16 protein-coding genes are annotated in these 24,252 nt (G+C 72.1%); 12 read left to right on the top strand and 4 right to left on the bottom strand.

Annotated features, from left to right (window positions below):
* Positions 1 to 39: 39 nt before the first annotated feature.
* A complete protein-coding gene (hflX, locus tag AC07B0_RS30605) occupies positions 40 to 1,545 on the top strand; it encodes a GTPase HflX (RefSeq protein ID WP_356874250.1) in 1,506 nt (501 codons plus the stop codon).
* Between the two features lie 210 nt (positions 1,546 to 1,755).
* Here the strand turns inward: hflX and AC07B0_RS30600 are convergent, their stop codons facing one another.
* The gene (locus AC07B0_RS30600) at positions 1,756 to 2,931 is read right to left on the bottom strand and encodes a trypsin-like serine peptidase (protein ID WP_356874252.1); all 1,176 of its coding nucleotides are present in this window, start codon (positions 2,929 to 2,931) and stop codon (positions 1,756 to 1,758) included.
* 405 nt (positions 2,932 to 3,336) lie between these two features.
* Here AC07B0_RS30600 and AC07B0_RS30595 point away from each other — a divergent pair, with 405 nt between their 5' ends.
* The 5 genes from AC07B0_RS30595 (at position 3,337) to AC07B0_RS30575 (ending at position 13,302) form a co-directional block, all read left to right on the top strand.
* On the top strand, positions 3,337 to 4,692 hold the full coding sequence (locus AC07B0_RS30595) for a diaminobutyrate--2-oxoglutarate transaminase family protein (RefSeq protein WP_478899383.1): 1,356 nt from the start codon (positions 3,337 to 3,339) through the stop codon (positions 4,690 to 4,692).
* A 2,135-nt stretch (positions 4,693 to 6,827) separates the two neighbouring features.
* The gene (locus AC07B0_RS30590; RefSeq protein ID WP_478899382.1) at positions 6,828 to 8,624 is read left to right on the top strand and encodes an IucA/IucC family protein; all 1,797 of its coding nucleotides are present in this window, start codon (positions 6,828 to 6,830) and stop codon (positions 8,622 to 8,624) included.
* A 31-nt stretch (positions 8,625 to 8,655) separates the two neighbouring features.
* Complete coding sequence (locus AC07B0_RS30585; protein WP_478899380.1) at positions 8,656 to 9,324, top strand: GNAT family N-acetyltransferase; 669 nt, start codon at positions 8,656 to 8,658, stop codon at positions 9,322 to 9,324.
* A gap of 98 nt (positions 9,325 to 9,422) precedes the next feature.
* The gene (locus AC07B0_RS30580) at positions 9,423 to 11,279 is read left to right on the top strand and encodes an IucA/IucC family protein (RefSeq protein WP_478899379.1); all 1,857 of its coding nucleotides are present in this window, start codon (positions 9,423 to 9,425) and stop codon (positions 11,277 to 11,279) included.
* A gap of 52 nt (positions 11,280 to 11,331) precedes the next feature.
* The gene (locus tag AC07B0_RS30575) at positions 11,332 to 13,302 is read left to right on the top strand and encodes an ATP-dependent DNA helicase (protein ID WP_478899377.1); all 1,971 of its coding nucleotides are present in this window, start codon (positions 11,332 to 11,334) and stop codon (positions 13,300 to 13,302) included.
* A 67-nt stretch (positions 13,303 to 13,369) separates the two neighbouring features.
* Here the strand turns inward: AC07B0_RS30575 and lexA are convergent, their stop codons facing one another.
* Positions 13,370 to 14,161, bottom strand: a complete 792-nt coding sequence (lexA, locus tag AC07B0_RS30570; protein ID WP_356874260.1) for a transcriptional repressor LexA — start codon at positions 14,159 to 14,161, stop codon at positions 13,370 to 13,372.
* Between the two features lie 491 nt (positions 14,162 to 14,652).
* Here lexA and nrdR point away from each other — a divergent pair, with 491 nt between their 5' ends.
* Entirely contained in the window at positions 14,653 to 15,165 is a 513-nt protein-coding gene (nrdR, locus tag AC07B0_RS30565) for a transcriptional regulator NrdR (protein WP_356874404.1), read from the top strand.
* Between the two features lie 135 nt (positions 15,166 to 15,300).
* Positions 15,301 to 18,192: a vitamin B12-dependent ribonucleotide reductase gene (locus tag AC07B0_RS30560; protein ID WP_356874262.1), complete on the top strand. Its 2,892-nt coding sequence runs from the start codon at positions 15,301 to 15,303 to the stop codon at positions 18,190 to 18,192.
* 117 nt (positions 18,193 to 18,309) lie between these two features.
* Here the strand turns inward: AC07B0_RS30560 and AC07B0_RS30555 are convergent, their stop codons facing one another.
* Complete coding sequence (locus AC07B0_RS30555) at positions 18,310 to 19,269, bottom strand: DUF1152 domain-containing protein (RefSeq protein ID WP_356874264.1); 960 nt, start codon at positions 19,267 to 19,269, stop codon at positions 18,310 to 18,312.
* Between the two features lie 67 nt (positions 19,270 to 19,336).
* Here AC07B0_RS30555 and AC07B0_RS30550 point away from each other — a divergent pair, with 67 nt between their 5' ends.
* The 4 genes from AC07B0_RS30550 to AC07B0_RS30535 all read left to right on the top strand — a co-directional run bounded on the left by AC07B0_RS30550 (position 19,337) and on the right by AC07B0_RS30535 (position 22,527).
* Positions 19,337 to 20,221, top strand: a complete 885-nt coding sequence (locus AC07B0_RS30550; RefSeq protein ID WP_478899375.1) for an arylamine N-acetyltransferase family protein — start codon at positions 19,337 to 19,339, stop codon at positions 20,219 to 20,221.
* A gap of 32 nt (positions 20,222 to 20,253) precedes the next feature.
* On the top strand, positions 20,254 to 20,859 hold the full coding sequence (locus AC07B0_RS30545; RefSeq protein WP_356874267.1) for a YdbC family protein: 606 nt from the start codon (positions 20,254 to 20,256) through the stop codon (positions 20,857 to 20,859).
* Between the two features lie 82 nt (positions 20,860 to 20,941).
* Positions 20,942 to 21,601, top strand: a complete 660-nt coding sequence (locus AC07B0_RS30540) for a histidine phosphatase family protein (protein WP_356874269.1) — start codon at positions 20,942 to 20,944, stop codon at positions 21,599 to 21,601.
* 11 nt (positions 21,602 to 21,612) lie between these two features.
* Positions 21,613 to 22,527 carry an ADP-ribosylglycohydrolase family protein gene (locus AC07B0_RS30535; protein WP_478899373.1) on the top strand — a complete coding sequence of 305 codons (915 nt, stop codon included), beginning with the start codon at positions 21,613 to 21,615 and terminating at the stop codon, positions 22,525 to 22,527.
* Between the two features lie 122 nt (positions 22,528 to 22,649).
* Here the strand turns inward: AC07B0_RS30535 and AC07B0_RS30530 are convergent, their stop codons facing one another.
* Entirely contained in the window at positions 22,650 to 24,218 is a 1,569-nt protein-coding gene (locus AC07B0_RS30530; RefSeq protein ID WP_478899369.1) for an MFS transporter, read from the bottom strand.
* Between the last annotated feature and the right edge of the window lie 34 nt (positions 24,219 to 24,252).

Here is a 24,252-nt window from a genome sequence, read left to right as displayed (position 1 = left end):
GCAGCCGGCGCGACGCATTCGAATCGACGTAAGGATCCAATGACCTCCTCTTCTTCCCCTTCCCAGGACCCGCGGGACGCGCAGAACGTGCGGGACCCGCAGAGCTTCACCGAGAGCCTTCGGGCCGATGCCCTGATGGAAGAGGACGTCGCCTGGAGCCACGAGATCGACGGAGAGCGGGACGGCGACCAGCTCGACCGCTCCGAGCGCGCGGCCCTGCGCCGCGTGGCCGGACTCTCCACCGAACTCGAGGACGTCACCGAGGTCGAGTACCGCCAGCTCCGCCTGGAGCGCGTGGTCCTCGTCGGTGTCTGGACCTCCGGCACGGTGCAGGACGCGGAGAACTCCCTCGCGGAGCTCGCCGCCCTCGCCGAGACGGCGGGCGCCCTCGTGCTCGACGGCGTGATGCAGCGCCGCGACAAGCCCGACCCGGCCACCTTCATCGGTTCCGGCAAGGCCCGCGAACTGCGCGACATCGTGCTGGAGAGCGGGGCCGACACCGTCGTCTGCGACGGCGAGCTCAGCCCCGGCCAGCTCATCGCCCTCGAAGACGTCGTCAAGGTCAAGGTCGTCGACCGTACCGCTCTGATCCTCGACATCTTCGCCCAGCACGCCAAGTCCCGAGAGGGCAAGGCGCAGGTCGCACTCGCGCAGATGCAGTACATGCTGCCGCGACTGCGCGGCTGGGGTCAGTCGCTGTCCCGCCAGATGGGTGGCGGCGGCGGTGGCGGCATGGCCACCCGAGGCCCCGGTGAAACCAAGATCGAAACGGACCGGCGCCGCATCCGCGAGAAGATGGCGAAGATGCGCCGGGAACTCGCCGAGATGAAGACCGGCCGCGACATCCAGCGGCAGGAACGACGCCGCAACAAGGTGCCCTCGGTCGCCATCGCCGGCTACACCAACGCCGGCAAGTCCTCGCTCCTCAACCGCCTCACCGGCGCGGGCGTACTGGTGGAGAACGCACTGTTCGCCACCCTCGACCCGACCGTCCGCCGCGCCGAAACCCCGTCCGGCCGGGTCTACACCCTGGCCGACACGGTCGGCTTCGTCCGGCACCTGCCCCACCACCTCGTCGAGGCGTTCCGCTCCACGATGGAGGAGGTCGGCGACTCCGACCTCATCCTGCACATCGTGGACGGCTCGCACCCGGCGCCGGAGGAGCAGCTGGCGGCGGTCCGCGAGGTCATCCGCGAGGTCGGCGCCGTCAACGTGCCCGAGATCGTCGTGATCAACAAGGCGGACGCGGCCGACCCGCTCGTCCTGCAGCGCCTGCTGCGCATCGAGCGGCACTCCATCGCCGTCTCGGCCCGCACCGGGATGGGCATCGAGGAACTCCTCGCGCTCATCGACGCCGAGCTGCCCCGGCCCGAGGTCGAGATCGAGGCCCTGGTGCCGTACACCCGCGGCTCGCTCATCGCCAAGGCGCACGCCGAGGGCGAGGTCATCTCCGAGGAGCACACCCCGGAGGGCACCCTGCTCAAGGCCCGCGTCCACCAGGAACTGGCCGCCGACCTGGCGCCGTACGTTCCCGCCAAGCGGTAACGGAGCGCACGCACGACGGAGGGCCCCCGCTCCCGCGGGGGCCCTCCGTCGTGTCCGCCGTCCGTACGGCGGCTCCGTCCGGCCGGGCCGCGCGCTCCGGCGCCCGGCCCGGCCGTCCTGCTTTGCCGCACGTCCTGCTTGAGGCCGTCCTGCTTTGAAGCCGGCCTACCTGCAGCCGCCCTGCTTGAGGCCGTCCTGCTTGAGGCCGTCCTACTTGAACTTGCCGCTCACCGCGTCGAAGATCCCCTTGGCCTCAGGTCCCAGCCGCGGACCCGCCAGCCAGCCGGCCTTGGCCGGACCGATCGACGTGTTCGACACCAGCGCAGGCTTGCCGTCGCTGCCCGCGGCGATCCAGCCACCGCCCGAGGAACCACCCGTCATCGTGCAGCCGATCCGGTACATCACCGGGTCCGCCGCCTTCAGCGACAGACGCCCCGGCTTGTCCGCGCACTGGAACGCCTTCTGCCCGTCGAACGGAGCCGCCGCCGGGTAACCCGTCGCCGTGATGCTCGCGACCTTCGGCACCGCGGGAGCCGCGAACTCCACCGGCAGCGCCGTACCGACCGTCTCCTCCAGCGACTTGCCGCCGCCCTTCTCCGGCGTCACGTGCAGCACCGCGAAGTCGTACGGGGCACCCGCACCGCCCGTCGGACCGCCCGTCGCGATCCACTGGTCCGAGGTCTGCGCCCAGTCGCTCCACCACACGCCGTACGGAGCCACCTGCTCGCGCGGCGCGCCCTTGAGCTCGGCCGCCGGCTTGCCCGCGTTGTTGTACGACGGCACGAAGGCGATGTTGCGGTACCAGCCGCCGGCCTTACCCGCGTGCACACAGTGGCCCGCGGTCCAGACCATGTTGGACTTGCCCGGGTGGGCGGGGTCCTTCACCACGGTCGCCGAGCACACCATCGAACCCTCGGGTCCGTCGAAGAAGACCTTCCCCGACGCCGGAACGGTCGAGTGGTACGGCACCGCCGCCGGCTTGGCCGTCACCGGCGCCGGGGTCGGGTCCGTGACGCCCTGGTCCTTGCCGGCGTCCGGATCCACGGCGGGACGCTGCGGCTGCTCCGCGTCACGCATCCGGTCCGGGTCCCACAGCCCCTCGATGATCGGGTTGATGTAGTCGCCCGCCTCGCGGAGCCAGTCCTCCTTCTTCCAGTTCTTCCACTCACCCCCCTTCCACTTCTCCAGGTCGAAGCCGTGCTCCTTGAGCTTGTCCTTGAGCTCGTCCGGGATCTTGATCCCGTCCGTGGCGCCGGACGGAAGGTTCCCGGCGACGGTCGGCTTGGCGTCGCCGCCGGCCTCACCGTCACCGGGTCCGCAGGCCGCGGCGGTCAGCGCGAGCGCGGCCGCGCACAGGATCGCGGTGACCGGTCGGTTCGGTCGCATGTCGTCAGTCCCCCTGGAGTTTCGAGGTGTTGAAGCGGAGTCGAACGGGTGCCGTGCAGCCCCCCACTATGCCGCCGCCCCTAGGGACGGCCGTTGCCGGGTCCGCGGTTCCTCCCTGCCGCCGGGCGCCCGCCCGCCTCACGCCCGCGCTTCCGCCGTCTCCCGTCCGGGTTTCGCCCGGGTTCTCCCTCCCTCCCCTCTTTTGCTGGCCCCTTTCCTCCTTCCTCCTTCCTTCCTCACTCCCGCCCGTCCACCGTCCCGGACTTGTCCGATCGCGGCCAAGGATCTTCCGTCCACCCGTGATCCGTCGCCCCCACCGTCGTTGGTACGTACGGGGGATGGTGCGACAGCGTTCATGTTCGAGACGCAATCCGGAAGGGAAACCGTGCGGGAGGACCGACAGTCGTGGCCTTGACCGAGCCGGCCGCAGCAGCGGCCCCCGTGCCGACCCAGGGAAGCAGGGGCCCCGTCGTCGCGGAAGGCATCCTCCGCAGACAAGCCCTCAGGGAATCCGCCGCCCGTACGTACGCGCGCTCCCTGCCCATCGTCCCGGTGCGCGCCCGCGGACTCACCATCGAGGGCGCCGACGGGCGGCGCTACCTCGACTGCCTCTCCGGCGCGGGCACCCTCGCCCTCGGGCACAACCACCCCGTGGTCCTCGAAGCCATCCGCGGCGTCCTCGACTCCGGGGCACCGCTGCACGTCCTCGACCTGGCGACCCCGGTCAAGGACGCCTTCACCACCGAGCTCTTCGCGAACCTGCCGGCCGGGCTGGCCGCCGACGCCCGCATCCAGTTCTGCGGCCCCGCCGGGACCGACGCCGTGGAAGCGGCGCTGAAACTCGTCCGCGCCGCCACCGGCCGCACCGGGCTGCTCGCCTTCACCGGGGCCTACCACGGCATGACCGCCGGATCCCTGGACGCCTCCGGGCACGCCACCGACGTACGGGTGACCCGGCTGCCGTTCCCGCAGGACCACCGCTGCCCCTTCGGCGTCGGCGGCCCCGAGGGCGAACGGATCGCCGCCCACTGGACCGAGTACCTCCTCGACGACCCCAAGGGCGGGGTTCCCGCCCCCGCCGGCATGATCGTCGAGCCCGTCCAGGGGGAGGGCGGGGTCCACCCGGCCCCGGACGCCTGGCTGCGCCGGATGCGGGAGATCACCGCGGCCCGGGGCATCCCGCTGATCGCCGACGAGGTCCAGACCGGGGTGGGCCGCACCGGCGCCTACTGGGGCGTCGACCACGCCGGAGTGGTCCCCGACGTGATGGTCCTGTCCAAGGCCATCGGCGGGAGCCTGCCGCTCGCCGTCATCGTCTACCGGGCCGAACTGGACGTCTGGGCGCCCGGCGCCCACGCCGGCACCTTCCGGGGCAACCAGCTGGCCATGGCCGCGGGCACCGCCACCCTGGCCCACGTCCGCCGCAACGGCCTCGCCGAACGCGCGGCCGTCCTGGGCGCACGGATGCTGACCGCGCTGCGCGGCCTCGCCGACGACCAGCCGTGCGTCGGGGACGTCCGGGGACGCGGGCTGATGATCGGCGTCGAACTCGTCGACCCCGAAACGGGAGCCGCCGCCCCCGACCTCGCCGCCGCCGTCCGCCAGGCGTGCCTGGACCGCGGCCTGATCGTCGAACTCGGCGGCCGCCACTCCAGCGTCGTCCGCCTGCTGCCCCCGCTGACCCTGACCGACGAACAGGCGACGGCCGTCCTGGACCGCCTGGCCGACGCCGTCCCCGCCGCGGCCCGCCGGCCCCACTGACCCGCACGCGAAGGACCCCGATGCCCGACCCGTCCCCCTCCCTCCCCACCCCCCACCCCCCTCACCCCGAATCCCCGCCCCAGCCGACAACCCCGCCCCCGACGAGGCCCCGGCTCCCCGCGGAGCCCCCGACCCCGGTGCGGACCCCGCTCCACTCGGAGCCCCTGGGCCCGACGTCGACCCGGCTCCATTCGGAGTCCCCGGCCCCGATGCGCACCCCGCTCCACTCGGAGGCCCTGGGCCCGACGTCGACCCCGCTCCGCGCCGAGGCCCCGACCCCGATGTCGACCCCGCTTTCCGCAGAGTCCCCGACCCCGGCGCGGACCCCGCTCCCTTCGGAGGCCCTGGGCCCGACGTCGACCCCGCTCCGCGCCGAGTCCCCGGCCCCGATGTCGACCCCGCTCTCCGCAGAGTCCCGGGTCCCGACGTCGACCCCGGCTCAGGCAGAGTCCCCGGCGCCTATGCGCGCCTCGTTGTACTCGGACGTCCGGGTCCCGGGGTCCGGGCCGCTCCACCCGGAGTCCCCGGGCTCGACGCGAATCCCGCTCCACCCAGAGGCCCCCGTCCCGGTGTCCACCCTGCTCCCCGCGGAGCCCCGGGTCCCGACGCGCACCCCGGCTCAGGCAGAGGACCCCGTGCCGACGCGCTCCCCGTCGTACTCGGACGTACCGGTCCGGGGGCCCGCGCCGCTGCACGCGGAGGCTTCGGTCCCGGTGTCCGGCCCGCTCCAGCCGGAGGACCTGGTCTGGGCGTCCGTCCCGCTGCACTTGGAGGTTCCGGACCCCGGGTCCGCCCCGCTGCGATCGGACGCTCCGGACCCGATGCCCGCCCCGCCCCACGAGGTGGTCCGGGCTTCGGAGCCGGCTCCGCTCCGTTCCAGGGAACCTGGTCCGTCGCATGCCCCGGCCACGGCACGAACCCACACGGAGGGAGCCGGACCGACGGACACCGCCCGGGCTTCGCGCGAGGAGGCTCTGCCAGGCCCTGGGGCCCCGCACGAGCGCCCCCCGCTCACCCCCGCGGCCGCCCCGTCCCTCAACGCCTGGCCCCAGCCGACCGCATCCACCCCACAGGCTGCCTCCCAGCGGCCCGAGCCCCCGATCGGGGGGACCCCACAGGTCGCGCCCCCCACGGCAGGGGCGCCATCGGCCGGGAGCCTGTCCGCCGAACCCCAGCAGGCCGGGATCCGGGCCGAATCATCGTCTGAGGGGGCCCCATTGGCAGGCCCCCAGCCGGTCGAGCCGCCCCTGGCGGGGACCCCACAGATCACAACCCCGGACGCAGGGACGCGGTCCGCCGGGGTCCTGTCCACCGGGTCCCCGCAGGCCGCATCCCATCCGGCCGGACCTCCTCGGGCTGAGTTCCCGACTGCCGGGGCCCCGTCGGCCGGACCTTCACATGCGGGGGCCTTGCCTACCGGGGCCTCATCCGCCGGGACCCAGGGAGCTGTTACCGCACCAGTCGGGGATCCGTCCGGACTGGAACCATCCGCAGGAACCTCGCAGGCCGGGGCGCCGTCGGCGGGAGCCCCGCAGGCCCGGAGCTCGTCGGCCGGGACTCCGGAGGCGGAGGTCTCGTCCGCCGGCACCCTATTGGCAGGCACCCCAGGTGACGGCATCCCGTCGACCGGGACTCCGTCGACCGGCACCCCGTCGGCCAGCCCCCCGTCGGTCGGGATTCCGGCGGCCGGGGTGACGGCAGCGGGGACTCTGCCGTCCGGGGGTACTCCGCAGGCGGAGAACCCCCAGGTGGAGAACCCACCGGCCGGGACCCCCACGGCGGGCGCCCCGTGGGCCGGGCCGCCCGGGCCGTCGCCCGTGGGGACCCCATGGGCGGGCGCGACGCCGCCGCTTCCGGCGCACCCCGCCGGGGACGCCTCGCCGGACGGGGACCCGTGGGCCCGCCCGACGTCGCCGCCGCCGTTGTCACCGTCCCCGGCGCCCGCACCCCCCGCAGGGAGCGGCCCGTCGGCAGGGGCCGGCCCCCGCTCGGCGGAGCCCACGGGTGCCGCCCCCCACACCGAACCCCGCGCAGCACGCGGCGAGGCGATCACCCCCGCCACGCCCACGCCCACCCCGGCCCCCACCCCCACTCCGGCCCCGGAACCGGCCCGCACGGTCGGCGTGCCGAGGCAGATGGACGGCGTCCTCCGGCACCGGGTCGGCCGGCACGGCCCGCTCGGGCCCGAACCGGCGGCGCTGCCCGACCTGTTGGACCACGCCGACCCCACCATCGCCGCCGAGGCCGCGACGGTGGAGAACCTCCTGCGGTGCTGGGTCCGCGAGAGCGGCATCGGCCGCCCCGACGGCCCAGCCGGCACCCTGCTCCGGATCCCCCTTCCCGCATCCGGCGCCACCCTGCTCGTCCCCGTCCGGTACTGGTCCCCGGCAGGCTGGCACCGCTTCGCCCCCGCCCGGATCGAGGGCGCTCCCGCGACCGCCCCCGCCCTGGACGCCGTCACCCTCGCCGCCCTGATCGCCCGGGAGGGCACCGGCCGCGCCGGCGTCGATCTGGTCGGCCGGGTCGCCGACTCGGTACGCCGCACCACCGAGTTCATCGCCGACCGGCGCCAACGCCCCACCGCCCCCACCCCCATCGGAGGAGACCGCTTCCTCACAGCCGAGCAGTCCCTCCTCCTCGGTCACCCCCTCCAGCCGGACCCGAAGAGCCGCGAAGGACTCTCAGAGGCCGACGTACGCCGCTACTCACCCGAACTCCACGGCTCCTTCCCCCTGCACTGGTTCGCCCTCGCACCCACCGTCCTCGCCACCGACTCCGCCTGGACCGAACGCGGCCGCCCGGTCTCCGCCGCCCGGCTCCTCGGCCGCCTCGCCCCCGACCTCCCGCTGCCCTCCGGAACCACCCCCCTGCCCCTGCACCCCTGGCAGGCCCACGACCTGCTCCAGCGCCCGACCGTCGCCGCCCTCCGCGACGCCGGACTCCTCACCGACCTCGGCCCGCACGGCGCACCCTGGTACCCCACCTCCTCCGTCCGGACCGTCCACCGCCCCGGCGCCCCCGCGATGCTCAAGCTCTCCCTGGGCCTGCGCATCACCAACTCCCGCCGCGAGAACCTCCGCAAGGAACTCCACCGCGGTGTCGAAGTCCACCGGCTGCTGCGCACCGGCCTCGCCGAGCACTGGCAAGCCGCCCACCCGCGCTTCGACATCGTCCGCGACCCGGCCTGGGTCGCCGTCGACGCCCCGGACGGCACCCCCGTCCCAGGACTCGACGTCCTCCTGCGACACAACCCCTTCCGTCCCGACGACGACGCCGTCTGCATCGCCGCGCTCACCGCTCCCCGCCCGTGGCCCGGCCGGACCACCATGCGTTCCCGGCTCTCCGAAATCGTCACCGGGCTCGCCGCCGCCACCGGACGCTCCACCTCCGCCGTATCCGCCGAGTGGTTCCTGCGCTACCTCGACCACGTCGTCCTGCCGGTCCTCACCTTCGACGCGCTCGCCGGCATCGCCCTCGAAGCGCATCAGCAGAACACCCTGGTGCTCCTCGACCCGGCCGGCTGGCCCGTGGGCGGCCGCTTCCGCGACAACCAGGGCTACTACTTCCGCGACTCCCGCCGCGCGGAGCTGGAACAACGGCTCCCCGGAATCGGCGGTACCAGCGACACCTTCGTGGCCGACGCCGTCACCGACGAACGCTTCGCCTACTACCTCGGCATCAACAACGTGCTCGGCCTCATCGGGGCCTTCGGAGCCCAGCGGCTCGCCGACGAACGCGTCCTCCTCGCCGCGTTCCGCCGCTTCCTCGGCAAGGCGGCGCACCTCGGCCCGCTCCCTTCCCAGCTGCTCGACTCACCCACCCTCCGCTGCAAGGCCAACCTGCTCACCCGCCTGGGCGGCCTCGACGAGCTCGTCGGCCCCGTGGACACCCAGTCCGTCTACGTCACCATCACCAACCCCCTCCACGACTGACGTGCTCCCCACCGACCCGGAGAAGAGCCCGATGCCCTCCACCGACACCCCCGCCGGTTCCCTCGTCGTACAGACCCCGCCCGCCGGCCGCCGGCTCGCCGTCGAACTGCTGCCCCTGCTCGCCGAGGCCGAACTCCTCGACTCCCCGGCCGGCTGGGGCGCCGTCGCCACCCGGGCCGGCACCTTCCGCCTCGAAACCGTGCGCCCGGGGCGGGACCTGGAACTCCTCACCGGCTGGATGAACGACCCCGAGGTGGCGGACTACTGGGAGCTCGCCGGACCCTCCACCGTGACCGCCGCGCACCTGCGGGCACAACTCGACGGCGACGGCCGCAGCACCCCCTGCATCGGCCTCCTCGACGGCACGCCGATGAGCTACTGGGAGATCTACCGGGCCGATCTCGACCCGGTGGCCCGCCACTACGCGGCGCGCCCCCACGACACGGGTATCCACCTGCTCATCGGAGACGGCGCGAACCGCGGCCGGGGTCTGGGCACCACCTTGCTGCGCACGGTTGCCGACCTCGTCCTCGACAACCGTCCCCGGTGCACACGCGTCATCGCCGAACCCGCCATCACCAACACCCCCTCGGTCTCGGCCTTCCTGACCGCCGGCTTCCGCTACGCCGCGGAAATCGACCTCCCCGACAAGCGCGCCGCCCTGATGATCCGGGACCGAGCGCTGCGCAATCTCCTCTGATAGCCGCCCCGCGGTCCCCGACCACTTCCGTCCAGCAACGCCTCTCCCTTCGAAAACTCTGCGCGACGCAGCAAAGTTCCCGATCATCGAGGAGTCCCGTGCCGATTTTTCCCGCCGCCCCCGACTCCGCGGAGCCCGCCCTGCCGCCCTCGCCCGAGCACCCCCGCACCCCACCCGAACTCAACCGTCCGACCTGGGACTTCGCGTCCAGGCGGCTGCTGGCGAAGATGCTCGGCGAGTTCGCGTACGAGGAGATCGTCAGCCCCCTCCCGGCCTCCGCGTCCGCCGGTGACGCCTGGTCGCTGACCCTCGACGACGGCAGCAGCCTCGGCTTCCGCGCCCGCCGCCGGGCCTACGGCAGCTGGCAGGTCAGCCCGGACACCATCACCCTCACCCCGCCGCCCCCCTCCCGGCAGCCGCCCGTCGCCTTCGGGGACCCGTACGCGTTCCTGGTCCGCGCCCGCACCCACCTGCGCCTCGACGGCTCCACCCTCGGGCACCTGATCCGCGAGCTCAGCGCCACCCTCGCCGCCGACGCCCGCCTCGACCACCACGCGCTCACCGCCGACGTCCTCGCCGACCTCGACTACGCCGCGCTCGAAGGCCACCAGACCGGCCACCCCTGGCTCGTCCTCAACAAGGGCCGTGTCGGATGGTCCGCGTCCGACGCCGCCGCCTGGGCCCCCGAGGCCCGCACCCCACAGCGCCTGCCGTGGCTCGCCGCCCGCACCTCCCTCGCCGAGTACCGCGGGACCGCCGGCCTCGAAGACCCCGCGCGCCTCTACTCGGCCGAACTCGACCCCGTCACCCGGGCCGCCTTCGACCAGGTCCTGCGCGACCGGGGACTCGACCCGCTCCACTACCTCTACCTTCCGGTCCACCCCTGGCAGTGGGACGAGGTCGTGCTCCCGCTCTTCGCCCCGGCCCTCGCCTCGGACCTCCTCGTCCCGCTGCCCGCGGACCCCGACGTACGGCTCCCGCAGCAGTCGATCCGCACCTTCCTCAACATCACCCACCCCGACCGCCACAGCGTGAAACTCCCGCTGTCCGTCTTCAACACCATGGTCTGGCGCGGCCTCCCCAACGACCTCACCCTCGCGGCCCCCGCCGTCACCGCCTGGATCCACTCGCTCCGCGACGCCGACCCCTTCCTCCGTGACGAATGCCGCGTGATCCTGCTCGGCGAGGTCGCCTCCGTCACCGTCCGCCACCCCGTCTACGACCAGCTCCCCGAGGTTCCCTACCAGTACAAGGAACTCCTCGGGGCGATCTGGCGCGAGCCCCTGACCGGCCGCCTCGCCCCCGGCGAGCGCGCCCGCACCCTGGCCTCGCTCCTCCACACCGACCCGCGCGGCCGCTCCTTCACCGCCGAGCTCGTCGCCCGCTCCGGCCTCACCCCCAAGGCCTGGCTGCAACGGCTCTTCGCCACCCTCCTGCCCCCGCTCCTCCACTTCCTGTACCGCTACGGAACCGTCTTCTCCCCGCACGGCGAGAACACGATCGTGATCTTCGACGAGCACGACGTGCCCGTCCGGCTCGCGGTCAAGGACTTCGTGGACGACATCAACATCAGCAGCGCACCCCTCCCCGAGCACGACTCCATGCCCGACGAGGTCCGCGGCGCCCTGCTCACCGAGCCGCCCGCCTTCCTCACCCAGTTCATCCACTCCGGACTGTTCATCGGCGTCTTCCGCTACCTGGCGGCGATCTGCGAGGACAGGCTCACCGTCCCCGAGGGTGACTTCTGGTCCCTCGTACGGGCGGAAATCCTCCGCCACCAGGCACGCTTCCCCGAGGACAAGGACCGCCACGAACAGTTCGACCTGCTCACCGAGCGGATCGACCGACTCTGCCTCAACCGGAACCGGCTGCACGAGGACGGCTACCGAGACCGCCCGGACCGGCCGCACGCGGTCAGCCACGGCACGGTGCCCAACCCCTTGTACCGCCCGTGATCCCCGATCGATGCGGCCGCTGTCGGTGGCGCCCCGTAGGGTTGGCAGTGCTATGACGAAGCCCTCCCTCCCCGACCTGCTGCACGCCGCCGTCACCGCCGTCGGCGGCACGGAGCGCCCCGGCCAGGTGGCCATGGCCGAAGCCGTCGCCGAAGCGATCGACGACAATTCCCACCGGCTGATCCAGGCCGGCACCGGCACCGGCAAGTCCCTCGGCTACCTGGTGCCGGCCCTCGCGCACGGCGAGCGCGTGGTCGTGGCGACGGCGACGCTGGCACTCCAGCGCCAGCTCGTCGAGCGTGACCTGCCGCGCACCGTGGAGGCGCTGCACCCGCAGCTGCGCCGCCGCCCGCAGTTCGCCATGCTCAAGGGCCGGTCCAACTACCTCTGTCTGCACCGCCTGCACGAAGGCGCCCCGCAGGACGAGGAAGAGGGCCTCTTCGACCAGTTCGAGGCGGCCGCCCCCACGAGCAAGCTCGGCAAGGACCTGATCCGCCTGCGCGACTGGGCGGACGAGACCGAGACCGGTGACCGCGACGACCTCACCCCGGGCGTCTCCGACAAGGCCTGGAGTCAGATCTCGGTCTCCTCCCGGGAGTGCCTGGGCGCGACCAAATGCGCCTACGGGGCCGAATGCTTCGCGGAGGCGGCCCGCGAGCGGGCCAAACTCGCCGACGTGGTCGTCACCAACCACGCGCTGCTCGCCATCGACGCCATCGAGGGCGCGCCGGTGCTCCCGCAGCACGAGGTGCTGATCGTCGACGAGGCCCACGAACTGGTCTCCCGCGTCACCGGCGTCGCCACCGGCGAGCTCACCCCCGGCCAGGTGAACCGGGCCGTGAAGCGCGCGGCCAAGCTGGTCGACGAGAAGAGCGCCGATTCGCTCCAGACCGCGTCCGAGTCCTTCGAGCGGGTCATGGAGCTGGCGCTCCCCGGCCGCCTGGAGGAGGTCCCCGAGGACCTCGGGTACGCGCTGATGGCCCTGCGGGACGCCGCGCGCAACGTGATCTCCGCGATCGGCGCCACCCGGGACAAGTCGGTCCACGACGAGGACGCCGTCCGCAAGCAGGCCCTGGCCGCCGTGGAGAGCGTGCACACGGTGGCGGAGCGGATCATGACCGGGTCCGAGTACGACGTCGTCTGGTACGAGCGCCACGACCGCTTCGGCGCCACCCTGCGCGTCGCCCCGCTGTCCGTGTCGGGGCTGCTGCGCGAGAAGCTCTTCGAGGACCGCTCGGTGGTCCTCACCTCGGCGACCCTCAAGCTGGGCGGCGACTTCAACGGCGTCGCGGCCTCACTCGGCCTCGCCGCGGAAGGAGTCGAAGGGGAGGGCGTACCGGTCTGGCAGGGCCTGGACGTCGGCTCCCCGTTCGACTACCCCAAGCAGGGCATCCTCTACGTCGCCAAGCACCTGGCCACGCCGGGCCGGGAAGGCACCCGCGGCGACATGATGGACGAGCTCGCCGAACTGATCGAGGCGGCCGGCGGCCGCACCCTCGGCCTCTTCTCCTCCATGCGGGGCGCGAAGGCGGCCGCCGAGGAACTGCGGGGCCGGCTCGACAACCCGATCCTGCTCCAGGGCGAGGAGACCCTCGGCGAGCTGATCAAGACCTTCGCGGCCGACCCGAAGACCTGCCTGTTCGGGACGCTGTCCCTCTGGCAGGGCGTGGACGTGCCCGGACCCAGCTGCCAGCTCGTGATCATGGACCGGATCCCCTTCCCGCGCCCCGACGACCCGCTGATGAGCGCGCGACAGAAGTCGGTCGAGGAGCACGGAGGCAACGGATTCATGGCCGTCGCCGCCACGCACGCGGCGCTGCTGATGGCCCAGGGCGCCGGCCGGCTCGTCCGCGCCTCAGGCGACCGGGGTGTCGTCGCCGTACTGGACCCCCGGCTGGCCACGGCCCGCTACGGGACCTTCCTGCGGGCCACGCTGCCCGACTTCTGGTACACCACGGACCGCAACCAGGTCCGCCGCTCCCTGGCGGCGATCGACGCCACGGCTCAGGCCAACGGCAAGTAGACCCGGGACACACAACAGCTCCGGGACCGGCGCAGTGGGTCCCGGAGCTGGCTGAGGGGCGGCGGGGTCAGACCCGGCGCAGGACGGCGACGACCTTGCCGAGGATGGTGGCCTCGTCACCGGGAATGGGCTGGTAGGCGGCGTTGTGGGGGAGCAGCCACACGTGGCCGTCCTCCCGCTTGAAGCGCTTGACGGTGGCTTCGCCGTCCAGCATCGCGGCGACGATGTCGCCGTTCTCCGCGACGGGCTGACGACGGACGGTGACCCAGTCGCCGTCGCAGATGGCCGCCTCGATCATGGAGTCGCCCACGACCTTGAGGACGAAGAGCTCGCCGTCTCCCACCAGCTGGCGGGGGAGCGGGAAGACGTCCTCGACCGACTCCTCGGCGAGGATCGGGCCGCCGGCCGCGATCCGGCCAACCAGGGGAACGTAGGACGCGGCGGGCTTGCCAGTGGTGTCGGTGGGCTGCGAGCTGGGCTGGTCCGAGCCCCGTACCTCGTAGGCCCGGGGCCGGTGCGGGTCGCGGCGCAGGAAGCCCTTGCGCTCCAGGGCCATCAGCTGGTGCGCCACCGACGAGGTGCTGGAGAGGCCGACCGCCTGGCCGATCTCGCGCATCGACGGCGGGTAACCGCGGCGCTGCACCGAGTCCCGGATGACCTCGATGACCCTCCGCTGCCGGTCCGTGAGCCCGGAGCTGTCGGCGCGGATGCCTGGAGGCCGCCCTGGCAGCGAGCGTGCGGGGCGCGCGGGCTCCGCCTCCGGGTTCAGGCTTGCGTCGTTCATGGCATGCACCGGCTCGAGTCGGCTCTGGGAGCGGTTCTGGGCAGTGATGGTGGCACTGTCTGCGGTGGTGGTCACGTCGGCCCCTCTCGAAATGTTCTCCCTAGCTGGACAACGGTAGTTGCTTTCGAAAGGTTGCGCCAAACACACGTTCGAGTGAAAAATCGAGGATCGTCCACCTGGGTTAGATCGACGGGTGTATAGCCGGACCGGAGCGGGGCCTCCTCGGCCGTGCGGACCGAACGCGGGTTCGGCTCCGCCTCCCCTCCTTACGGTACCGTTTCCGGTGCGGCCGCGGCCGGGTGGGTCGAGGCCCAGTGTGGCACCGGAAAGGCCTGTATCCGCCTGCCGGACACCGCGACACGCGGAGCGGTGTAAATCCATCACAACCCAAGATCTAGTGGTTGGATGAGCGCTGCCACCCAGAAGTTGTGGTCCCCGGGTCGGTCAGGGTCTCCGGCATCGCATATGCTTGTGGCTGCTTCACGAGCCCCCGGCAGAGACCCGTCCCTGTCGTTCAGGGGCTCCGTGGGGTGATTCAGTCGTGCCAGATGAAGGGTGAGGGAACCATGCACTGCCCCTTCTGCAGGCACCCCGACAGCCGGGTCGTGGACAGTCGCACCACGGACGACGGAACGTCGATCCGCAGGCGCCGTCAGTGCCCCGACTGCTCCCGTCGCTTCACGACGGTGGAGACGGCCTCGCTGATGGTGATCAAGCGCAGCGGGGTCACCGAACCCTTCAGCCGTACCAAGGTCATCTCTGGCGTCCGCAAGGCGTGCCAGGGGCGACCGGTCACCGAGGACGCCCTCGCCAAGCTCGGCCAGCGGGTCGAGGAGGCGGTGCGCGCCACCGGCAGCGCCGAGCTGACCACCCACGACGTGGGTCTGGCCATACTCGGCCCCTTGCAGGAGCTCGACCTCGTCGCGTACCTGCGGTTCGCATCCGTTTACCGAGCGTTCGACACCCTTGAAGACTTCGAGGCCGCCATCGCGGAACTCCGCGAGCCCCGGCCTCCCCACGAGTGCGAGCCCGGAGGGACCCCCCCGGTCGTCCCCGTGCCCGCCTCCGCCGCCGACTGACCGGACAGGCCGCACCTCGGCGCGGCCCGGCCGGCCGGCTGGGCGAGATTCGTAGATACAAGACACACAGCACCGTGCCCGCGGAATAACGCTGGCACTTTAGGGCGTTTTTGCCCGCATATGGGAGGAAGCGGCATGACTGAGACGGCGAGCGGCTCGGCGCGAGGTTCCCGCACCAAGGGGACCAAGGCTGCCAAGAGCGGCCTGCGTATCGAGCGCATCCACACCACCCCGGGCGTGCACCCGTACGACGAGGTGAGCTGGGAGCTCCGTGACGTCGTCATGACCAACTGGCGCGACGGCTCGGTGAACTTCGAGCAGCGTGGCGTCGAGTTCCCCGACTTCTGGTCGGTGAACGCGGTCAACATCGTCACCAGCAAGTACTTCCGCGGCGCGGTCGGCACCCCGCAGCGCGAGACCGGTCTGAAGCAGCTCATCGACCGGATCGTGAAGACCTACACGAAGGCCGGCGAGGACCACGACTACTTCGCCTCTCCCGCCGACGCGGAGATCTTCGAGCACGAGCTGACGTACGCGCTCCTGCACCAGATCTTCAGCTTCAACTCGCCGGTCTGGTTCAACGTCGGCACGCCCCAGCCGCAGCAGGTCTCCGCCTGCTTCATCCTCGCCGTCGACGACTCCATGGAGTCGATCCTCGACTGGTACAAGGAAGAGGGCATGATCTTCAAGGGCGGCTCCGGCGCCGGCCTGAACCTCTCCCGCATCCGCTCCTCCAAGGAGCTCCTCTCCTCCGGCGGCAACGCCTCAGGCCCCGTCTCCTTCATGCGCGGTGCCGACGCGTCCGCAGGAACGATCAAGTCGGGCGGCGCCACCCGCCGCGCGGCCAAGATGGTCGTCCTGGACGTGGACCACCCGGACGTCGAGGACTTCATCGCCACCAAGGTGAAGGAAGAGGAGAAGATCCGCGCCCTGCGCGACGCGGGCTTCGACATGGACCTGGGCGGCGACGACATCACGTCCGTCCAGTACCAGAACGCCAACAACTCCGTCCGCGTGAACGACGAGTTCATGACGGCCGTCGAGAACGGCACCGAGTTCGGCCTGCGCGCCCGCATGACCGGCGAGGTCATCGAGAAGGTCGACGCCAAGGCGCTCTTCCGCAAGCTCGCCGAGGCCGCGTGGGCCTGCGCCGACCCGGGCATCCAGTACGACGGTGTGATCAACAACTGGCACACCTGCCCCGAATCCGGCCGCATCACCGCGTCCAACCCGTGCAGCGAGTACATGCACCTGGACAACACGTCCTGCAACCTCGCCTCGCTGAACCTGATGAAGTTCCTGAACGACGACGGCAAGGGCAACCAGTCCTTCGACGCCGAGCGCTTCGCCAAGGTCGTCGAGCTCGTCATCACCGCGATGGACATCTCCATCTGCTTCGCGGACTTCCCGACGCAGAAGATCGGCGAGAACACCCGCGCCTTCCGCCAGCTCGGCATCGGCTACGCCAACCTCGGCGCCCTGCTGATGGCGACCGGCCACGCGTACGACTCGGACGGCGGCCGCACCCTCGCCGCCTCGATCACCTCGCTGATGACCGGTACCGCGTACAAGCGCTCCGCCGAGCTGGCCGCCATCGTCGGCCCGTACGACGGCTACGCCCGCAACGCCGACTCGCACAAGCGCGTCATGAAGCAGCACGCCGACGCCAACGCCGTCGCGCCCCGCACCGAGGACCTCGACAACGTCATCTGGGCCGCGGCGACCGAGGCCTGGCAGGACGTCCTGCGCCTCGGCGAGAAGAACGGCTTCCGCAACTCCCAGGCCTCCGTCCTCGCGCCGACCGGCACCATCGGTCTCGCGATGTCCTGCGACACCACCGGTGTCGAGCCGGACCTGGCCCTGGTCAAGTTCAAGAAGCTCGTCGGCGGCGGCTCGATGCAGATCGTCAACGGCACCGTCCCGCAGGCCCTGCGCCGCATGGGATACCAGGAAGAGCAGATCGAGGCGATCGTCTCCCACATCGCCGAGCACGGTGTGGTCGTCGACGCCCCGGGCCTGAAGCCCGAGCACTACTCGGTGTTCGACTGCGCCATGGGCGAGCGTTCCATCTCGGCGATGGGTCACGTGCGCATGATGGCCGCGATCCAGCCCTGGATCTCCGGCGCGATCTCGAAGACGGTCAACATGCCGGAGACGGCGACCGTCGAGGAGATCGAGGAGATCTACTTCGAGGCGTGGAAGCTGGGCGTCAAGGCGCTCGCGATCTACCGCGACAACTGCAAGGTCGGCCAGCCCCTCTCCGCGAAGAAGAAGGAAGAGGAGAAGGCCGAGGTCACCGAGAAGGCCGAGGAGACCATCCGCGCGGCGGTCGAGAAGGTCATCGAGTACCGCCCCGTCCGCAAGCGCCTGCCGAAGGGCCGCCCGGGCATCACCACCTCCTTCACCGTCGGTGGCGCCGAGGGCTACATGACGGCGAACTCCTACCCGGACGACGGTCTGGGCGAGGTCTTCCTGAAGATGTCCAAGCAGGGTTCCACCCTCGCGGGCATGATGGACGCCTTCTCCATCGCCGTCTCGGTGGGTCTGCAGTACGGCGTCCCGCTGGAGACGTACGTCGCGAAGTTCACGAACATGCGCTTCGAGCCGGCCGGCATGACGGACGACCCGGACGTGCGGATGGCGCAGTCGATCGTCGACTACATCTTCCGCCGCGTGGCGCTCGACTTCCTGCCGTTCGAGACCCGCTCCGCCCTCGGCATCCACTCCGCCGAGGAGCGTCAGCGCCACCTCGACACCGGCTCGTACGAGCCGCTCGACGACGAGCAGCTGGACACCGAGACGCTCGCCCAGTCGGCGCCGGTCGCGGCCGTTCCGGCAGCCCCGAAGCCGGTGGCGGTCGCCCCGGTCCCGGCTCCGAAGACGGCGCACAGCAACGCCGAACTGGTCGAGATGCAGCTCGGCGTCTCCGCCGACGCCCCGCTCTGCTTCTCCTGCGGTACGAAGATGCAGCGCGCCGGCTCCTGCTACATCTGCGAGGGCTGCGGCTCGACCAGCGGTTGCAGCTGACGTACGACGCCGGCCGGGGCACGCCCCGGCCGGCCCGCGAGGGCGGTGGAGCCGGTGACCCGGCTCCACCGCCCTCGGCGTTTTCCGGGCCGGACGGCCGGCTGACACCCTCCGGGCTCAGTGGGGGATGGGGCGGGAGGGGCGGGTGACCAGCTCCTCCCGGAATTCCGCGATCCGGGAGTGGACCTGCCGCAAGAGGTGGGTGTCCTCGATCCGGTCCAGGTAGAGGCAACGGGCCGCCAGCCCCGGCAGGTCGAAGGCGAAGCACAGGGACATCAGCGGGTTGACGAAGAGCTCGCTGCCCTGGGTGCGGCTGGTGAAACGGACGTCGCCGAAGGAACCGCGCACCGCTGCCGCGACCGAGCCGGCCACGATGCTCGGACGGTCCGGAGTGTGGTCCTGGGCGTGGGCCACCGCATCGAGGAACAGCGCGCCCTCGCGCGTGGCGCGGGGTATCGAGAACGCCCCGAGGTACGCCCCGTCCCGTTCCAGCGCCGCGATGTTCTCCAGTACGAGGGCGTGGCTCACCCCGTGGTACGCGTCCACCCCGAAGCCGACCGACACGACCAGCCGGTGCGGTACGTCGTCCAGCGCGGCCAGCGCGGCGACGCTGGTCAGGTCCTCCTCCGGGGTGCCCAGGCCGGCTTCGTCACCCCGCATCAGGATGTCCGTGCCCCCGTCCACCAGCACCACCGCGTCGATGTCGTGGCGGTCGATCAGCGCCCGGTAGGCGGCGCGCAGCGGCTGCACCCCGACCTGCGGGAAGGCGTGGACGGTGGAGGGGTAGCGGTGCAGGGCGAGCCACTGGGCCAGGGTGCGCTCCGGGAAGTAGGACTGGTGGGGTGCGGAGTCCGGGGTGACGACGGCGACGTCCGGAGCGAGCCAGTCCGTGGTGGGGAGGCCCGCCAGGGCGCTGAAGGAGAGGTTCGCCAGGTGGACCTCCTTGCCCTGGTGCAGGAGGGAGAGGGCGATCGGCAGACCCGAGTAGATGTCGAAGCCCCCGCCCGCCCCGGCGACGAGGATCCGCTCGGCCGTGGCGAGCCGGGCGAAGAGCGGGTTGGTGTGCAAGGCGGTCATGGCGATCATTGTGCGGGGCGCGCCCGACCGCGGGCCCGGGATTTTCACGACGGGGGAGTGAGGAACCATGTGGAACGGTGACGAGCTGGACCTGGACGCGTACCTGACGCGGATCGGGCTGCGGGCCGGGGGCCCGGAAGAAGACGGGACCGGTGACGGGGCAGGGGCCGGAAGCAGGACCGGAGTCCGGGAACTCCGGCCGGACCTGGAGACGTTGTACGCAGTGCACCGGGCCCACACCGCCTCCATCGTCTTCGAGAGCCTGGACGTCCTGCTCGGCCGCCCCGTCGCGCTGGACGTCAAAGCCCTGGAGGACAAGCTCGTGCACGACCGCCGCGGCGGTTACTGCTACGAGCAGAACTCGCTGCTGGCCGCTGCCCTGGAGCGGATCGGCTTCGAGGTCTCCGGGCGCGGAGCCCGCAACCGCACCCGGGGCGACAGCCTGCTCGCGGTCACCCACGCGGTCCTCGTCGTCACCGTCGACGGTGAACCGTGGCTCTGCGACGCGGGCTTCGGCTACCAGGGCCCGCGCGAGCCCGTCCCGCTCGCACGGCCCGGCCGCGAGATCCGCCAGGGGGCGTGGACGTTCCGCGTCCGCGAGGAGGAGGACGGCATCCTCGTCCTGAGCGCCCTGCGCGCAGGGGCCTGGAGGGACCTGTACGCCTTCTCCCCGCAGCGCTACCACCCCGTCGACTACGTGGTGCTGAACCACTACAGCTCCACTCACCCCCTCTCCTCGTTCGTCGGGCGGATCCTCGTCCAGCTCCCGGGCGACGCCGTGCGGCAGACCCTCGTGGGCAGCGAGCTCACCCGCCTGTACCCCGACGGTCGGACCGAGCGGGAGAACGTCGCGCCGGAGGAGCTGATCGACCTCCTCGACCGGGAGTTCGGGCTCCGGCTGTCCGATCGGGACGCGGCGGAACTGGTGCGGATCCACCGCTCCGGGGACTGACCCGGGCCCCGCCCGGCCCGTACGATGGCGCGGTGCTGGTCAAGTGGATTCGCTGCACGGTGACGGACCGACGCGGGTTCGAGCGCGGGCAGCGAAAATGGGCGGGGCTGCCCGGCGAACCCGGATTCCGGGGGCAGGGCGGCGGCTGGAGCCGGGGCCGGCAGGGGGTCGCGCACGTCTTCGCGTTCTGGGAGAGCCGTGCCTTCTACGACTCCTTCATGGCCCGTTCGCACGACCGGCTGGCAGCCTCCCAGAACGGCACCTTCACCGACGCGAGGGTCACGCTCTTCGACCACCGCTTCGACGTGAAGACCGGCTTCCAGCCCCGCTTCAGCGACGCCGACGTGGTCCGGGTCGCACACACCCGGGTCCGGGAGGGGCGCGAGGAGCACTTCACCCTCATGCAGGAGAAGGTGTGGAACCCGGCCATGGCCGGCTCGCCCGGAATGGTCCGGGGCCTGTTCGGCGAGGCCCCCGGCCGGGAGTTCCTGGTGCTGTCGATGTGGCGGGCGGCGGCCGAGCACGGCAAGTACCGGCAGGAGCGGGTGGAACGCCTCTCGCTGCGCGCCCAGACGGAGGCCGACGTCGAGGCGCTCACCGGCGACGTCGTGGACCTCGAACCCGCCTGGACGGTATGACCGTCCGACGATCACCGGCCCGGGGCGGGCGGGACGGCGCGCCCGGTCGGCGGGGCCGTCGGTGGCCGAATAAGGTCGTGGGATGGTACGACCACGGCGCATCGTCCTTGTCCGGCACGGGGAATCGGAGGGGAACGCCGATGACACGGTGTACGAGCGGGAACCCGACCACGCCCTGCGCCTGACCCGAAGGGGCCGCGAACAGGCCGCCGAGGCCGGCGCCGGACTGCGCGCGCTCTTCGGCGACGAACACATCAGCGCGTACGTCTCCCCCTACCGCCGGACCCTGCAGACCTTCCGGGAGCTGCGGCTGGACCCGACGCGGGTGCGGATGCGCGAGGAGCCGCGCCTGCGCGAACAGGACTGGGGCAACTGGCAGGACCGGGACGACGTACGCCTGCAGAAGGCCTACCGGGACGCCTACGGGCACTTCTTCTACCGGTTCGCCCAGGGGGAGTCCGGCGCGGACGTGTACGACCGCGTCGGGTCCTTCCTGGAGAGCCTCTACCGCAGCTTCGAGGCCCCGGACCACCCCGAGAACGTGCTCCTGGTGACGCACGGGCTGACGATGCGGCTGTTCTGCATGCGCTGGTTCCACTGGTCGGTATCCGAGTTCGAGGCCCTGTCCAACCCCGGCAACGGCGAATACCGGGTGCTGCTCCTCGGCCCGGACGGCCGGTACCGGATGGACCGCCCGTTTGAGCGGTGGACCACACCCGAGCCTTATGACCTGGACGGCTAGAGTGACGCGCGATGACCGCTGATTCCGCTCCCGAAACGCGCTACGCACGCGCCGTGTCCAGCCTCAGAGGGCTGGCCCTGGGGGACGCCCTGGGCTCCCAGTACTTCGTCCCCGTGAACTATCCGCTGCTCAAGCGGCGCGAGCTGCCGGCCGGCAGCGAGCCGTGGCAGTGGACCGACGACACCGAGATGGCCTGCTCGGTGGTGGCCGTGCTCGCCCGGCACGGCCGCATCGACCAGGACGCGCTGGCGAGTTCCTTCGCCGCCCACCACGATTTCGACCGCGGCTACGGCCCCGCCGTGAACCGCATGCTGAGGCTGGTCCGGGAAGGCGAGGACTGGCGCACGCTGGCCGCCGAGCTCTTCAACGGGCAGGGCTCGTGGGGCAACGGCGCGGCGATGCGGATCGCTCCGCTCGGCGCCTGGTACGCGGACGACCCCGAGCAGGCCACCCACCAGGCGGAGATCTCCGCCTACACCACCCACCAGCACCGCGAGGCGGTGTGCGGGGCGATGGCCGTCGCCGCCGCGGCCGCGCTGGCGGCCTCCCCGGCGGGCCGGCCGACGCCCGCCGAGCTGCTGGACGGGGTCATCGCGCTGGTCCCGCGCAGTGCGGTCGGCGCCGGGGTGCGCCGGGCACGGGACATGCTGGACTACGGCGACGCGACCACGGTCGCGGCGGTACTGGGCTGCGGGCGCCGCACGAGCGCCCACGACACGGTGCCGTTCGCCCTGTGGTCGGCCGCCCGGTCGCTGGACGACTACGAGAAGGCCTTCTGGACCACCGCGCAGGTCGGCGGGGACGTCGACACCACCTGCGCGATCGTCGGGGGCGTGCTCGGCGCGCGCGGCGGGGAAGTGCTGCCGCAGGCCTGGCTGGCACGCACCGAGGAACTCCCGGCCTGGCTTCCGCGGGAAGCCGCCTAGCAGCCCCGTCCGGCGGCCCGGGCCGGGTGGGCGGGTAGTACGAAGGCCCCGGGCGCGGGGTAGTTCCCGCGCCCGGGGCTTCGTACGGGCACCCTTGCCCGGGGCCGTACGACGTGCCCTGCTCAGGCCACCGGACCGGCCTTGGCGGCGGTCCCGCCGAGGGCCTCCAGGTCGCTCTTGCGGACCCGGATGACCAGCAGTGCGCTGGCCAGGGCCAGCCCCGCCATCGCGACGGCGGCGGTGAAGGCGATGGAGATCCCCTGGGTCAGGACGAGGTCGCCCCAGGGGTCGGCCAGCGCGCCGGTCTCGCGGAACGCGGCCAGCTGGGCGGGGTCGGCCCGGGCCAGGAAGTCGGGCACCTGCTGCTCCGCCTCGCCGCGGGCCGCCGTGCCGAAGACCGTGACCAGGATGGACAGCCCGAGCGAGCCGCCGACCTGCTGGCTGGCGTTGAGCAGTCCGGACGCCGCGCCCGCTTCGTGCGGGGCCACTCCCGAGACGGCGGTGAGGGTGAGGGTCACGAAGTTGAGGCCCATGCCGAAGCCGAACAGGAGCATCGGGCCGAGCACGCCGGAGAGGTAGGAGCTGTCGGTCCGGATGAGGGTCAGCCAGGCCAGGCCGGAGCCGGTGAGGGCGGATCCGACGACCATGAACGGCTTCGGTCCGAAGCGCGGCAGGAAGCGCTGCGAGAGTCCGGCGGCGGTGACGATGGCGACGGTCACGGGCAGGAAGCCGAGCCCGGCCTCGATCGGGGAGAAGCCCAGCACGTTCTGCACGAACTGGACGATGAAGAAGAACATCCCGAACATGGCGGCGGCCAGCCCCAGCATGATCAGGTAGGTGCCTGCGCGGTTGCGGTCGGCGAACATCCGCAGCGGGATGATCGGTTCCGCGGCCCGGGACTCGATCAGGACGAACAGGCCGAGCAGGACGACCGCGGCGGCGAACGACCCGATGGTGAGGGGGTCGCGCCAGCCGTCCTCGGAGGCGCGGATGAACCCGTAGACGAGCGCCGCCATGCCGCCGGTGGACGTGAGCGCCCCGGCGACGTCGAAACGGCCGGGATGACGTTCGGACTCGGTGATGTACAGCGGCGTGAGGACGGCGATCAGGACGCCGATCGGCACGTTGACGAACAGGACCCAGCGCCAGTCCAGCCATTCGGTGAGCATGCCGCCGGTCAGCAGGCCGATCGCGCCGCCGCCCGCCGAGACCGCGGCGAACACCCCGAAGGCGCGGTTGCGCTCGGGGCCCTCGGCGAAGGTCGTGGTGATGAGGGCGAGCGAGGTCGGCGAGGCGATCGCGCCGCCGACCCCCTGGAGCGCACGGGCGGCGAGCAACTGCCAGGGTTCCTGGGCGAATCCGCCGAGGAGCGAGGCCGCGGTGAACAGCAGGATCCCGGTCAGGAAGACACGGCGCCGGCCGAGGATGTCACCGGCCCGGCCGCCGAGCAGCAGCAGGCCACCGAAGGTGAGGGTGTAGGCGCTGAGCACCCACGACAGGTCGGTGGTGGAGAAGGAGAGGGCGGTCTGGATGTGGGGGAGGGCGATGTTCACGATCGTCGCGTCGAGGACGACCATGAGCTGGCAGGCGGCGATGACGGCGAGGGCGACACCCGGGCGCCCGGGCCGGCGGGCCGCTCCGGGTATTCGGGACGTGGCGAGTTGAGTGCTTGTCACTGTGGATCCCCCCATAGTGAAATAGTGAACGCATACGTTCACTGCGGGA

The organism is Streptomyces sp. NPDC044704 (assembly GCF_056433525.1).
The sequence above is the reverse complement of the archived record's forward strand: the minus strand, read 5'-3'. Positions and strand labels throughout refer to the sequence as shown.

Excerpts from the sequence above, each read along its gene's own strand:
- hflX (WP_356874250.1), top strand. The coding sequence starts at position 40 with ATGACCTCCTCTTCTTCCCCTTCCCAGGACCCGCGGGACGCGCAGAAC.
- AC07B0_RS30600 (WP_356874252.1), bottom strand. The coding sequence starts at position 2,931 with ATGCGACCGAACCGACCGGTCACCGCGATCCTGTGCGCGGCCGCGCTC.
- AC07B0_RS30590 (WP_478899382.1), top strand. The coding sequence starts at position 6,828 with ATGGACGGCGTCCTCCGGCACCGGGTCGGCCGGCACGGCCCGCTCGGG.
- AC07B0_RS30585 (WP_478899380.1), top strand. The coding sequence starts at position 8,656 with ATGCCCTCCACCGACACCCCCGCCGGTTCCCTCGTCGTACAGACCCCG.
- AC07B0_RS30575 (WP_478899377.1), top strand. The coding sequence starts at position 11,332 with ATGACGAAGCCCTCCCTCCCCGACCTGCTGCACGCCGCCGTCACCGCC.
- nrdR (WP_356874404.1), top strand. The coding sequence starts at position 14,653 with ATGCACTGCCCCTTCTGCAGGCACCCCGACAGCCGGGTCGTGGACAGT.
- AC07B0_RS30560 (WP_356874262.1), top strand. The coding sequence starts at position 15,301 with ATGACTGAGACGGCGAGCGGCTCGGCGCGAGGTTCCCGCACCAAGGGG.
- AC07B0_RS30555 (WP_356874264.1), bottom strand. The coding sequence starts at position 19,269 with ATGACCGCCTTGCACACCAACCCGCTCTTCGCCCGGCTCGCCACGGCC.
- AC07B0_RS30550 (WP_478899375.1), top strand. The coding sequence starts at position 19,337 with ATGTGGAACGGTGACGAGCTGGACCTGGACGCGTACCTGACGCGGATC.
- AC07B0_RS30540 (WP_356874269.1), top strand. The coding sequence starts at position 20,942 with ATGGTACGACCACGGCGCATCGTCCTTGTCCGGCACGGGGAATCGGAG.
- AC07B0_RS30535 (WP_478899373.1), top strand. The coding sequence starts at position 21,613 with ATGACCGCTGATTCCGCTCCCGAAACGCGCTACGCACGCGCCGTGTCC.
- AC07B0_RS30530 (WP_478899369.1), bottom strand. The coding sequence starts at position 24,218 with ATGGGGGGATCCACAGTGACAAGCACTCAACTCGCCACGTCCCGAATA.